Source organism: Furfurilactobacillus sp. W61-4, from assembly GCF_057545565.1.
Genome location: NZ_BAAJNZ010000004.1, coordinates 251,013 through 264,215, shown reverse-complemented (window position 1 = coordinate 264,215; position 13,203 = coordinate 251,013). Strand labels below are relative to the sequence as shown.

Annotated in this window: 11 protein-coding genes and 1 pseudogene; all 12 read left to right on the top strand. The window is 45.9% G+C overall.

Going from position 1 to position 13,203, the window contains the following annotated elements; genetic code table 11:
• Positions 1 to 64 precede the first annotated feature (64 nt).
• The 12 genes and pseudogenes from AC27FN_RS06960 (at position 65) to pstB (ending at position 13,196) form a co-directional block, all read left to right on the top strand.
• Entirely contained in the window at positions 65 to 1,387 is a 1,323-nt protein-coding gene (locus AC27FN_RS06960) for an ATP-dependent helicase ComFA (protein ID WP_487167279.1), read from the top strand.
• Positions 1,384 to 1,566 (top strand): annotated as a pseudogene (locus AC27FN_RS06955) (double zinc ribbon domain-containing protein); the annotation flags it as partial. The gene AC27FN_RS06960 and the pseudogene AC27FN_RS06955, both read left to right, overlap by 4 nt.
• A 39-nt stretch (positions 1,567 to 1,605) precedes the next feature.
• Positions 1,606 to 2,076: a ComF family protein gene (locus AC27FN_RS06950; protein ID WP_487167313.1), complete on the top strand. Its 471-nt coding sequence runs from the start codon at positions 1,606 to 1,608 to the stop codon at positions 2,074 to 2,076.
• Between the two features lie 433 nt (positions 2,077 to 2,509).
• The gene (hpf, locus tag AC27FN_RS06945) at positions 2,510 to 3,070 is read left to right on the top strand and encodes a ribosome hibernation-promoting factor, HPF/YfiA family (RefSeq protein ID WP_487167278.1); all 561 of its coding nucleotides are present in this window, start codon (positions 2,510 to 2,512) and stop codon (positions 3,068 to 3,070) included.
• Between the two features lie 203 nt (positions 3,071 to 3,273).
• Positions 3,274 to 5,637 (top strand): preprotein translocase subunit SecA, encoded by a 2,364-nt coding sequence (secA, locus tag AC27FN_RS06940; RefSeq protein WP_487167277.1) that lies wholly within the window; start codon positions 3,274 to 3,276, stop codon positions 5,635 to 5,637.
• 96 nt (positions 5,638 to 5,733) lie between these two features.
• Positions 5,734 to 6,850 (top strand): peptide chain release factor 2 gene (gene prfB / locus AC27FN_RS06935; RefSeq protein ID WP_487167276.1). Its coding sequence is split into 2 segments (ribosomal slippage): positions 5,734 to 5,805 and positions 5,807 to 6,850, totalling 1,116 coding nucleotides; the frame shifts between segments, so codons are not numbered across the junction.
• Between the two features lie 523 nt (positions 6,851 to 7,373).
• A complete protein-coding gene (locus AC27FN_RS06930) occupies positions 7,374 to 8,066 on the top strand; it encodes a response regulator transcription factor (protein ID WP_487167275.1) in 693 nt (230 codons plus the stop codon).
• A 3-nt stretch (positions 8,067 to 8,069) separates the two neighbouring features.
• On the top strand, positions 8,070 to 9,449 hold the full coding sequence (locus AC27FN_RS06925; protein ID WP_487167274.1) for a sensor histidine kinase: 1,380 nt from the start codon (positions 8,070 to 8,072) through the stop codon (positions 9,447 to 9,449).
• A gap of 203 nt (positions 9,450 to 9,652) precedes the next feature.
• Entirely contained in the window at positions 9,653 to 10,528 is an 876-nt protein-coding gene (locus AC27FN_RS06920; RefSeq protein ID WP_487167273.1) for a phosphate ABC transporter substrate-binding protein PstS family protein, read from the top strand.
• 23 nt (positions 10,529 to 10,551) lie between these two features.
• The gene (gene pstC, locus AC27FN_RS06915) at positions 10,552 to 11,469 is read left to right on the top strand and encodes a phosphate ABC transporter permease subunit PstC (RefSeq protein ID WP_487167272.1); all 918 of its coding nucleotides are present in this window, start codon (positions 10,552 to 10,554) and stop codon (positions 11,467 to 11,469) included.
• Positions 11,469 to 12,356 carry a phosphate ABC transporter permease PstA gene (pstA, locus tag AC27FN_RS06910; protein ID WP_487167271.1) on the top strand — a complete coding sequence of 296 codons (888 nt, stop codon included), beginning with the start codon at positions 11,469 to 11,471 and terminating at the stop codon, positions 12,354 to 12,356. The genes pstC and pstA overlap by 1 nt, the downstream gene beginning before the upstream one ends.
• A gap of 21 nt (positions 12,357 to 12,377) precedes the next feature.
• Positions 12,378 to 13,196 (top strand): phosphate ABC transporter ATP-binding protein PstB, encoded by an 819-nt coding sequence (gene pstB, locus AC27FN_RS06905; RefSeq protein WP_487167312.1) that lies wholly within the window; start codon positions 12,378 to 12,380, stop codon positions 13,194 to 13,196.
• Positions 13,197 to 13,203 lie beyond the last annotated feature (7 nt).

Here is a 13,203-nt window from a genome sequence, read left to right as displayed (position 1 = left end):
TTTAAGTCGGTCTTCCGTATGTTATTAGGTAGCTAATGGTTCGAAATTGGAAGGGGAACGCGATATGCAAGCTGAGTTGTTATATGGCCGTCAATTGACCATCACTGATTTACCTAAGGATGCTGATGTGACAAGCGTTAACCAACGTCCCAGTATGATCGAACGTGGTCGTTGGATTATTTGTCAACGTTGCCATGAACGTTCACTGAAACAACAAGTTCGTTTACCGGCAGGCGGTTATTATTGTCCGGCTTGTTTCATGCTGGGCACAGTTCATAGCCAGCAACCATTGTTTTCGTTGCCTGAGCCAAATCATTTCACACCGGTGGCCCAGCCACTAACATGGCGTGGCACCTTGACCCGGTTACAAAAACAATGCGCGACTGAAGTTAGCCATGTGTTTGAGCAAAATCGACGCCATCTGTTATGGGCGGTAACTGGCGCGGGGAAGACAGAAATGCTTTTTTTTGGTCTGGCTGATGCGATCCGTTTGGGTAAGCGAGTTGCGATCGCTTCACCGCGAGTGGATGTTTGCTTAGAGCTATACCCGCGCTTGCAGGCGGCTTTTGCCGAGGTGCCTATTGCATTATTGTATGGTCATCAAACGAAACCGTATCAATATCGACAAGTCACAATCTGTACGACTCATCAACTACTGCGATTTTACCACGCCTTTGACGTATTGATTGTGGATGAGGTGGATGCGTTTCCGTTTGCACAAAATCCTCGCTTGGGCTTTGCGGTTCAGCAGGCCGTTAAATCACAATCAGCGTTACTCTATTTAACAGCTACGCCTAGTCGGGAGCTCTTGTGGGAAGTTCGTCGAGGAAAACTGTCGATTAGTTATTTACCGTTACGATTTCATGGACATCTATTACCAGAGATTCAGTTGCGATTGGCCTTACGTTGGCGTGCCAATTTAAAACGGGGCAAATTGCCTAGACAGTTGTTGCTGATGATTAAGCAGTGTTGTGAACAGCAGCGGCGTTTTTTACTATTTGTCCCTCATGTGAGTCAATTGGCACCGATAGCAACCATTATTCGGCAAAGATTACCATCGGCTAAGTTTACAACCGTTCATGCCAGTGATGAACAACGATCGGCCAAAGTGGTGCAAATGCGCGAGCAAAAGCTGGATTTTTTGATTACCACCACGATTTTAGAACGTGGGGTAACCTTGCCGGAAATTGATGTTTTTGTTTTAGGCGCTGATGATGATGTGTTTTCCAGCGCGGCGCTGGTTCAAATGGCTGGGCGCGCCGGTCGCAGCGCCAAAGATCCGACTGGGCGCGTTATCTTCTGGATTGCCGAGCAAACACTTGCACTGAAACGAGCCCGGCAACAGATTCGGCTTGTGAACCGAAAAGGACGGCGATTACCAGAATGACAGTCTGCTTGATGTGTCAGCGTCCGATTCAAACCTTATTTTCGTTAAAAATGCTGCTGCACTGGCAAAAATTAGTTCAACCGACTATCTGCGCGACCTGCTGGCAGCAATTCACACAAATTAATCACCAACCACGCTGTCCACAATGTGGGCGTGTGCAGGATTCGTCAGCGATTTGTTATGATTGTCAACGTTGGCAGCGAGTGTTAGTGGATCCGATGATTAAAAACCAAGGATTATTTATTTATGATACAGCGATGCATGATTTTATGGTGCAGTATAAATTTCGTAGTGCTTTACACTTAGCCACCATTTTTACAGCGACAATTGCCCAAACGATTGCGCAACAAGCGGTGGATATCGTGGTGCCAATGCCAGTTGCTGAGACAACTTTTGCGCAACGTGGCTTCAATCAGACGACAGCATTGCTCGCTCAATGTCCTAATGTCGTTTCAGCTTTGGCCGTGATTGACCAGGACAAAGGCCATCAGGTTAGGCGCGATCGGAAAAATCGAATGAGCGTGTCTCAACCATTTGGATTAGTGGATGATCTTCGTGCACAATTACATAATCAGCGTGTGCTGATCTTTGACGACGTGTACACAACTGGTCGGACCATGCAATTTGCCGCCCAAGCAATCCGATCTGCTCAACCCACATCAATCACAAGTTTGACGCTGGCTCGATGAAATTGTTCATCGAAACACGCTCGCTAGACCGGATCCCTGTGTCCAACCAATGTCACTACTAGGAGAAGCTCCCCCTCCCTGTCTGTGATTTCCAGTTGTTGTTCAAACTCACCCGTGGCTCACATTCTGGTGTAAACGCGTGAACTAGACCTGAGTTCTGTGCCCAACTAAGCATTACAACAGGGCAAGGACCGCCCAATTGCAATGATCTGTTAGTGCTCGAATTCAAAGCGGCCTAGTTCACACATTCCCTGAGAACGATATTAATTGAGAGTTCATCTTTGGTTGGGTATAATAGGGTTACAGATAGCGATAGAGTGGTCCTAACGTTATCGGATCAATTGCCATAAAAAGACAATTGAATTGGCGACGCGACATTCGCGTTTAAGCCTCCGCGAAAGCGGGAACTTAGTTCGGAAGGGAGCGAAGTTTTATGTTAGATGTACAGACTCGTGGAGAAAACATCTCAGTAACCGATGCACTCAGAGACTATGTTGAAAAAAAGGTCACCAAGTTGGAACGGTACTTGGATCCTAACGTAAATGCGGTTGCCCATGCAAATTTGCGGGTGTACCCAGATAAAACAGCGAAAGCTGAAGTTACCATCCCACTTCCATATTTGACGCTACGCGCTGAAGAAACATCGGACGATCTATACAAGAGTATTGATACGATGTCCGATCGGCTTGAACGACAGATTAGAAAGTACAAGACTAAGGTGAACCGTAAGTCCCGTGAGAAGGGTTACAAGGGCTTAGACTTCCGTCCAGAAGAAGAAGCTGCGATGACGGCGCAACCAGAGACTAGATTTGACGTCGTCCGGACCAAGAGCTTGCAATTAAAGCCAATGGATAATGAAGAAGCTATTTTACAAATGGATCTGTTAGGTCATGACTTCTTTATTTACGAAGACGCAGAGACAAATGATGTCAATGTTGTTTATCGGCGTAATGATGGTCGGTATGGTTTGCTGCAAGCCGGCGCTAACGAATAATTCAATTAAAATCAATTAGAAGCTGCGGTTAACCACCGTGGCTTTTTATGTTGCTGGATAAGAATAAATCACTTGTGGCGCTTGTCATATTTACCTCTAATTTTAAATTGTGTCACTTTTCATTCGCCGACGAAAATGATAAACTTAGAATTTGATATACTGCATTATTTGTAACGTTTAATGAGGGAAGGAAAAGTTACAACATGCCAAATGTCTTACAGAGATGGGTTGAATCTGACGCCCGTAAAATTCGACGGCTCGGTCATGTGGCTGATCAAGTGATGGCCTATGAAGATGAGTACGCAAAATTAAGCGATGAAGAATTACAAGCTAAAACACCAGCGTTTCAAGAACGCATTAAAAATGGTGAATCTTTAGATGATTTATTGCCAGAAGCCTTTGCCGTTGCTCGTGAAGGGGCCAAGCGGGTCTTGGGCTTATTCCCATTCCGGGTTCAAATTATGGGGGGGATTGTTCTCCACCGTGGTGATATTGCCGAAATGAAGACTGGTGAAGGGAAAACATTAACAGCGACGATGCCCGTATACCTCAATGCATTGGGTGGCAAGGGTGTTCACGTGGTGACAGTTAATGAATATTTGTCGGCTCGTGATGCTACAGAAATGGGTGAGCTTTATAATTGGCTTGGCCTGACAGTGGGGATCAATTCATCAGAGAAATCGTCTGAAGAAAAACGCGCGGCTTACAATGCTGATATTACCTATTCCACCAATGGGGAAATTGGTTTTGATTATCTGCGTGACAATATGGTTGTCTACAAAGAGGATCAAGTTCAGCGTGGGCTTAACTTTGCCATCATTGATGAAGTTGACTCAATTTTAATTGATGAATCGCGGACCCCACTGATTATCTCCGGGGGCGCCACGACAAGCTCTAGTTTGTATGAACGGGCGGATCGTTTTGCCAAAACACTGCGAGAAAAGAGCGATTTTAAGGTCGACTTGGAATCCAAGACAGTGTCTTTGACAGATGAAGGGAATCGAAAAGCTGAAGAATACTTTGGCTTGGATAACCTGTATGACACGGAAAATACCGCCTTAACGCACCATATTGACCAGGCTTTACGGGCTAACTATATCATGTTCAATAATATTGATTATGTGGTGCAGGAAGGCGAAGTCATGATCGTGGACTCATTTACTGGGCGGATCATGGAAGGTCGTCGCTTCTCCGATGGATTACACCAAGCCTTAGAGGCAAAAGAGCACGTCGAGATTCAAGAAGAGTCGAAGACGATGGCCAACATTACGTATCAAAACTTGTTCCGGATGTACAGTAAACTTTCAGGAATGACCGGGACAGCGAAAACCGAACAAGAAGAATTCCGCGAAATTTACAACATGGAAGTTGTCACGATTCCGACGAATCGACCAGTTGCGCGTAAAGATGAGCCTGATTTACTTTATCCAAGTTTGAAGAGTAAGTTCAAAGCGGTGGTTGAAGAAATTCAACGCCTGCATGAAAAGGGTCAACCCATGTTAATTGGGACCGTGGCCGTGGAAACATCTGAATATCTATCTCATCAATTGGATGGGTTAAAGATTCCTCACAGTGTGCTAAACGCGAAGAACCATGCTCGTGAAGCCGAAATCATTATGAACGCCGGTCAAAAGGGCGCAGTTACCATTGCGACGAACATGGCCGGACGTGGGACCGATATTAAATTAGGACCCGGCGTCAAAGAATTGGGTGGTTTAGCGGTCATTGGGACCGAACGACATGAGTCACGACGGATTGACAATCAATTGCGAGGCCGTTCTGGTCGTCAAGGAGACCCGGGTTTTTCACAATTTTATTTGTCATTAGAAGACGACTTGATGTTGCGATTTGGATCTGAACGGGTTAAGGCCATTTTGCAGCGAATGAATGTAGAAGATGACGATGCAGTGATTAAGAGTCGTTTGATCACCCGACAAGTTGAGTCAGCGCAAAAACGAGTCGAAGGGAATAACTACGATTCGCGGAAAAACGTCCTGCAATATGACGATGTTATGCGCGAACAACGGGAAGTCATCTATAAGCAACGGCAATTAATCATTACTGAAGCCAACGACCTGAAATGGGTCATGATGCCGATGATTGAGCGAACTGTCAACCGGATCGTCGATATGCATACCAACGGGGACCAAAAGAACTGGGAACTGGACAATATTGTCGATTTTGCCACAGCGGCGATGGTTAACGAAGATGTCATTACGACAGAAATGTTAGCTGGAAAGAGTGCCGACGAGATTAAGGCGCTCTTGATGGACCAGGCCAACCGGGTCTTTGAAGAAAAACAACAGCAACTTTACGATCCTAATCAGATGCTTGAATTTGAAAAAGTGGTCATTTTACGTTGTGTGGACTCGCATTGGACTGATCATATCGACACCCTGGATCAATTGCGTCAGTCGATTCAGCTACGTGGTTATGGTCAGCTGAACCCGTTAATTGAGTATCAAAGTAACGCATTTACGATGTTTGGGGAAATGATCTTTGATATTGAATATGATGCGACGCGTCTGTTCATGAAGAGTGAAATTCGCCAGAATATGGAACGTTAATTTAAGGATATGTGGCAACCGGAGACTGGATCACTTGAGGCTCCGGTTGTTGTGCGATTAAGGGTCAAAAATTCACAGAAATAAGGAGTGATTGAAATGGAATTAGCCGAAGCTCGGCAAAAATTAGCCGATATGCAACAACAAATCACGAACTTTAGGGGGTCACTTTGACCTCGAAGCCCTGAACGAAAGCATTGCAGAAAACGAAACTAAAATGGCCGAACCAGATTTTTGGAACGACAATGTGGCCGCCCAAAAATTGATTGATGCGAATAATGCATTAAAAGCGAAGCATGATACATTTATGGAGTTGCAAGATGCAGTCGAAAATTTAGCGGTGACCATTGAGTTATTAGAGGAAGATGATGACCCTGAAATGGCTGCTCAACTGGATACTGATGTGGCAGATACTGCCAAACGACTGCAGGCGTATCGGTTAACCCAACTGCTTGATGAACCTTACGACGCAAACAACGCAATTTTGGAAATTCATCCAGGTGCCGGCGGAACTGAATCTCAAGATTGGGGCCAAAATTTGCTACGAATGTACACGCGGTGGGCTGAACAGCATGGGTTTACCGTGGATATTGAAGACTACCAAGCTGGCGATGTTGCTGGTTTGGATAGTGCGACAGTATTGATTTCAGGTACGAATGCCTATGGCTATTTACGTAGCGAAAAAGGCGTTCATCGATTTGTCCGCATTTCACCCTTTGATTCGGCCGGGCGCCGTCACACCTCATTTGTAAGTGTGGACGTGATGCCGGAGCTGGACGATTCAGTGGAAGTTGATTTAAATCCAGATGATATCCGCATGGAGGTCTTTCGTTCCAGTGGGGCCGGTGGTCAGCACATTAACAAGACGTCATCGGCGGTGAGGCTAATTCATGAGCCGACTGGGATCGTGGTTTCGTCACAGGCCCAGCGGTCGCAATTTCAAAATAAGGCGACGGCGATGGCGATGTTGAAAGCAAAACTTTACGAACGTGAGGAGCAAAAGAAGGCCGAAGAAAAGGCCAAACTTGAGGGAACCCAGATGGAAATTGGCTGGGGATCGCAAATCCGGTCGTATGTTTTCCAACCCTACACCATGGTGAAAGACCATCGCACTAATTACGAAACGGGCAATGCGCAGGCTGTGCTTGATGGTGACCTTGATCCATTCATCGATGCTTATTTGCAGTGGAATTTAAAGCAAAAGAATCCTGAATAGCTTGATTGTGAAGTGCAGGAGAGTGGGACATAACGCTGAATTGAGCGCGAGCACTAGCAAAAAGGGAGCATCTTGAAGTGACCCCCCCCTGAAGCGAACCCCCATAGTTGGACAAAATCCAACTATGGGGGTTTTACTATGACCAAAGATAATTATGAATTTAAAGCAAAAATTGTCGTAGAATACTTAGCAGGCATTTGTCACACGGTTTGACCATGAAGACGTAGTGCACAAAAACAACGAATCGCACCCCTTTTTATAAGTTACGTCCCAAACTCTGTATTTTTGGCGTCCTAAACAACGCGTTGTTCGCCTCAGGATCACTCAGCTGGTTCCGCTCTGAGTGATCTTGTCGAGCTCCACCAGCCTGATCCTTGTGCTTAACCTGTCAACAATAATCGGCAGAAAGCGCCAATCATTGTTGACTAGTTAATGCTTAGGATCACTCAGCTGGTTCCGCTCTGAGTTTATTGCTATACTCTCTGCAGAAGCATGGATGGCACCGATAAGAGAGGATCAAAGCATGAAGCGAATTTTAGTGGTTGATGATGAGCCAAGTATTGTGACATTGCTCCAATATAACTTGGAACAGGCTGGTTATACGGTGGACACTGCTACCACGGGAACGGATGCTTTAACTAAAATCAGCAGCAACGCTTATTTTTGTGTGTTGCTCGATTTAATGCTCCCTGAGTTAGACGGTATGGAAGTTACCAAGCGCGTGCGACAGGCTGGTAATGACACACCTATTATTATTGTCACAGCAAAAGGGGAAGAATTTGATCGCGTTTTTGGGCTGGAAATTGGGGCCGACGATTATGTCACCAAGCCATTTTCGCCACGAGAGATTCTAGCACGGATTAAGGCGGTTACGCGACGTGGTGAACGAGTTGCACCAACAGAACAGCAATCCGTGCGAAAAATTACAATCGGGGATTTGTCGGTTGATGAAGATCGTTTGCGGGTGACGCGATCCGGAAAATCAGTTGTTTTAACGCCAAAAGAATTTGAATTATTAGATTATTTAATCCATCGGCAAGGCCGCGTCTTGGATCGGGAAACTTTGTTAAACGGCGTGTGGGGATTTAACTATGCCGGCGACACGCGCATGGTAGACATGCACATCAGTCATCTGCGGGAGAAAATCGAAACGGACCCTAAGCATCCGCGATATTTAAAAACAGTGCGGGGTTTTGGGTATCAATTTGGAGATTAAAGCATGCGAACGTTTAAATTACGATTATTGGTAATTGCCGGACTGATGAACTTTATCTTACTGATAGGTTTGTTGGTCACTAGTAATTACGGGCAGGCCAGTCAACGCGGCTGGGTCATCACTGGTTTGGTTATCGGAGCCATGTTAATCGAATTGGGGATTATTTGGCGGTTAGTGGCTGCTCAAGAACGGGTCGTGCACGACCTAACGACCCAAGTTATGCAACTAACCGTACCGGATCAAACGCATCGCATTTTACTGCCCGCCGATCATGCCTACGCGGATTTGGGCCAAGCAATCAATATGGCTGCTGAAGCTTTGCGTCACCAAAGTCATGTCTTTCAGCGTCAAGAAAATGAGCTAGATAATTTATTGAAATATTTACCGGTGGGGGTCATGGTCGTTGACCGACGGCGACAAACTCAGTTAATGAATCCAATGGCCGTTCAATTACTTGAAACCGAGCAATTGCCATTACCACACTTGTATACGCAAGATATAAAACAATATGACTTAACCGCTCAAATTGAGGCAGCGTTACGAGAACAAGTTAATCGTCGTCAGACGTTGACCCTCACATTACCAGCCACCAAGCGGACATTAGAGGTTTCAACGATTTATACAGAACCGCGTCCTTATCATCCACAGGTATTGGTGCTGCTTTACGATTTAACCGAAGTGGCGCGAATTGAGCAGATGCAGGTTGACTTTGTGGCGAACGCTTCTCATGAATTAAAAACGCCGCTTACTGCCATTACGGGTTTTTCGGAGACGCTATTGGCTGGTGCAGATATGAATCCGCAAAAACGTCGAGAGTTTTTGACAATCATCAATGATCAAGCGCACCAGTTGATGCTATTGATCGAGGATGTTTTGTCTGTGTCGCGATTGCAGAATCCAACCAAACGAGCATTGATTATGACACAAGTTGATGTTAAGCCGTTAATTGATCAACAGATTCAGTTACAAAGCCAATCGATTCGCCGCTGTTCATTAACCGTGGTCAACGCCATTTCACCACAGTTTAAAGTCCAGACCGATGCAGCTAAATTTGATCAGATTGCCAATAACTTGCTGTCAAACGCGATCAAGTACAATCGAGATGACGGGCAGATTACCATTGATGCCACGGCCACGCCGACTGGTTGGCAGTTGACGGTTACTGACACTGGTCGAGGTATGACGGTTGAACAACAAGAGCGGATCTTTGAGCGTTTTTATCGAGGAGATCCTTCCCGCAATAAACAACGCATTCCTGGTACAGGCTTGGGACTGGCGATTGTCAAAGAGTTGACAGAGTTATTAGGCGGACACATTAGCGTTAGTAGCCAACCCGAGGTGGGAACCACCATGACGCTTCAATTTCCCCTAAAAAATGAGTAAGAATTTCCCGGTTATCATAGCGTTTGCGTTAGCATTTAGTCAGCAATGGCAGGGCTAGGGCAGACGCTTTTTCATATTTACAAAACCTTTACATAACATCCTTAGCTTCTTTACATTGAGCCGTTAAACTTAGTTAGAGTTGATGGGGAGCAATACGTGGACGCCAAACGTGTTTATTTCCGCATTGATTTCAGGAGGTTACTATGAATAAACGACAGTTTTGGTTGGTTGTGTTAGTCGTTGGCATCGCCGGACTTTTAACAGCCGGCTACCAAACACGCCAGCGTGCCATGCGCGACGGCTCAATTACCGTCGTCGGTTCGACCGCGTTACAGCCATTAGTCGAAGCCGCCGGTGAACAATATGCAGGTGATCACTTAGGCGTGTTTATCAATGTTCAAGGTGGTGGATCGGGAACAGGACTTAGTCAGATTCAGTCCGGTGCAGTAGCCATTGGGAATTCTGATGTCTTCGCGGAAGAACAAAGTGGGATTCAGTCAAAACAACTCGTCGACCACCGTGTCGCGGTGGTGGGAATCGTACCTATTATTAATCCTAAAGTTGGTGTGACTAATTTGACGACGACGCAACTGCAACGAATTTTTGATGGCACCTATACGAATTGGCGTCAACTTGGTGGGGCCAACATCCCCATTACCATCATTAACCGAGCACAGGGGTCTGGAACCCGGGCGACATTTGAGCGTTGGGCCTTGGCTGGACATCAGGTTAAAACAGCACAAGCACAAGATTCTTCGGGGATGGTTCGCTCAATTGTCAGTTCGACACCAGGCGCCATTAGTTATGTCGCTTTTTCCTACGCCGATAAATCAGTGAAGAAGGTCGCTTTAAATGGCGTTAGGCCAACGAATCACAATGTGACTACAGGTAAGTGGCCAGTGTGGTCTTATGAGCATATGTACACCAAAGGACAACCAACCGGTGTGACGAAATCATTTCTTAACTATATCCAATCACCACGGATTCAAACCACGCTAGTTCAGCAACTCGGGTATATTAGTATGTCCCAGATGCAAATCAAACGCAGTGTTAGTGGTGAAGTGACACCAGTTCGCTGAGATAAATAAGGGGTAAGAGAGAAATGGATAAAATCAAAGCTGCCTTACAGCAGACCTCCCAAGCGACACGAACCGAGCGTCGCGGACGAGTGATTAGCTTTTTAGCGCTATTGTTAATTCTGGTTGTCGTGGTCGCTATTTTCTGGTTCGTGGCCGCCAAGGGATTAGCGACTTTCTTTGAAAACCATGTTAACCCGTGGAACTTTTTGACTGGAAAAACCTGGGATCCATCGATATCCGTTCACGGGAAACCACAAGTTGGTGCATTACCGATGATTGTTGGCTCATTTTTAATCACGCTATTATCAGCTGTCGTTGCGACCCCATTTGCAATTGGGACAGCGGTATTTATGAATGAGATAGCTCCTAAAAATGGTGCTAAGATTCTCCAACCAGTCACCGAATTGTTGGTTGGCATTCCATCGGTCGTTTATGGATTTATCGGCTTAAGCGTGGTGGTTCCGTTTGTTCGTCATACATTTGGTGGTAGTGGCTTTGGAATTCTGTCAGGAACGTTTGTCTTGTTTGTCATGATTCTCCCAACGGTGACCTCAATGACCGCCGATACGTTAAAATCAGTTCCTCGTTACTATCGTGAAGCCTCATTGGCGCTGGGTGCGACCCGCTGGCAAACGATTTATAAGGTCATTTTACGGGCAGCCACGCCAGGGATTTTAACGGCCATTGTCTTTGGCATGGCGAGAGCTTTCGGTGAGGCACTGGCAGTTCAGATGGTAGTTGGCAATGCAACGTTATTACCGCACAACCTTGTTTCGCCATCATCGACATTGACGTCTGTGCTGACGGAAGGGATTGGTAACACGGTGATGGGCAGCCTACAAAACAACGCTTTATGGTCACTAGCTTTAGTCTTACTCGTCATGTCACTGGTATTTAATGTCGTGATCCGCTTGATTGGCCGGAAAGGGGCGCTTCGCTAATGAACGCAAAGACAGCAGATAAAGTGGCAACTGGCATTTTTTATGGTATTGCGGGGGCCGTGATTCTGATCTTGGTTTTCTTGTTGGGCTATATTTTACTAGCCGGTTTTCCTAAACTCACGTGGCAATTTCTCACCACGCCAGCTAAGGCCTTTAGTGCCGGTGGGGGGATTGGGATTCAGCTCTTCAATTCATTTTACTTACTCATCTTAGCGATGCTTATTTCATTCCCGATCGCATTAGGCGCAGGCATTTATTTGAATGAATATGCGCAGAAAAATTGGGTTACGACGTTGATTCGTTCCGCAATTGAAATTTTAAGCTCGTTGCCATCCGTTGTCGTCGGTTTATTCGGTTTCTTACTTTTTGTTGTTCGATTCAAAATGGGCTTTTCAATTCTTTCCGGTGCTTTGGCGCTAACATTCTTCAACTTACCACTGCTGACTCGCAGTATTGAGGGATCCTTGGCAGCAATTCCCAATTTGCAGCGAGAGGCAGGACTAGCATTAGGCCTATCACGATGGGAAACGGTCACCCATGTCATTTTGCCGGCAGCGGTACCCAGTATTTTAACTGGTGTTATCTTGAGCGCCGGTCGTGTTTTTGGCGAAGCTGCAGCTTTGATTTATACGTCTGGTCAATCAGCACCGGCTTTGAATTTTGCGGATTGGAATCCGTTTAATATTGCCAGTCCCTTAAATCCAATGCGTCCTGCCGAAACCCTAGCCGTCCACATTTGGAAAATCAACTCAGAAGGTATCATGCCAGACGCCAGTGCTGTTTCCGCTGGTTCTTCAGCCGTGCTAGTGTTGGCAGTGTTGTTATTTAATATTTTGGCTCGTTGGGTTGGCCAACGCGTCTATCGACATTTAACGGCGGCGGATTGATTCGAGGAGGAAATGGTTATGATGACTGAACCATCAGCAGCTACAACGCAGGCACCTGAACGGAATATTTTTCAATTTGATGAACAGGAACATGAAATTGCACTCTCAACCCACAATTTGCATGTTTATTATGGCGACAATGAAGCGCTCAGCGAGGGTGACTTACAGTTTGAACGCTACAAGATCACCGCGTTAATAGGGGCGTCGGGTTCAGGGAAATCAACTTTTTTGCGGTCACTTAATCGGATGAATGACGGCGTTGCCCGAGTTGATGGACAAATTATGTATCGGGGCTTAGATATTAATAGTAACCAGATTGATGTTTATGAGATGCGCCGACATATCGGGATGGTGTTTCAACGACCTAATCCCTTTGCCAAGTCAATTTATGACAATATCACTTTTGCGTTAAAGCAACGTGGCTTGCGAGATCGTCAGCAACTTGATGAAATTGTCGAAACGTCCTTGCGGCAGGCTGCCATGTGGGATCAAGTCAAAGATGAGCTGCATAAGAGCGCTCTTGCTTTATCAGGTGGACAACAGCAACGCTTATGTATCGCCCGGGCAGTTGCGATGAAGCCGGATATTTTATTACTGGACGAACCGGCAAGCGCGCTAGATCCAGTGGCGACCTCACAGATTGAAGATACGTTACTGAAGCTAAAGGAACATTATACGATTATTATCGTCACACATAACATGCAGCAAGCCGCTAGAATCAGTGATTTTACCGCTTTCTTTCACCTAGGGAAGGTTTTGGAATACGATGAAGCGCGCAAGATCTTTACCCGCCCCAAGGTTGCCATCACTAACGATTATATTTCAGGGAACTTTGGTTAAGTCGAAA

Coding starts and splice junctions, on each gene's coding strand:
- hpf (WP_487167278.1), top strand. CDS start 2,510: ATGTTAGATGTACAGACTCGTGGAGAAAACATCTCAGTAACCGATGCA.
- AC27FN_RS06950 (WP_487167313.1), top strand. CDS start 1,606: ATGATTAAAAACCAAGGATTATTTATTTATGATACAGCGATGCATGAT.
- secA (WP_487167277.1), top strand. CDS start 3,274: ATGCCAAATGTCTTACAGAGATGGGTTGAATCTGACGCCCGTAAAATT.
- AC27FN_RS06925 (WP_487167274.1), top strand. CDS start 8,070: ATGCGAACGTTTAAATTACGATTATTGGTAATTGCCGGACTGATGAAC.
- AC27FN_RS06920 (WP_487167273.1), top strand. CDS start 9,653: ATGAATAAACGACAGTTTTGGTTGGTTGTGTTAGTCGTTGGCATCGCC.
- pstA (WP_487167271.1), top strand. CDS start 11,469: ATGAACGCAAAGACAGCAGATAAAGTGGCAACTGGCATTTTTTATGGT.
- AC27FN_RS06960 (WP_487167279.1), top strand. CDS start 65: ATGCAAGCTGAGTTGTTATATGGCCGTCAATTGACCATCACTGATTTA.
- pstB (WP_487167312.1), top strand. CDS start 12,378: ATGACTGAACCATCAGCAGCTACAACGCAGGCACCTGAACGGAATATT.
- AC27FN_RS06930 (WP_487167275.1), top strand. CDS start 7,374: ATGAAGCGAATTTTAGTGGTTGATGATGAGCCAAGTATTGTGACATTG.
- pstC (WP_487167272.1), top strand. CDS start 10,552: ATGGATAAAATCAAAGCTGCCTTACAGCAGACCTCCCAAGCGACACGA.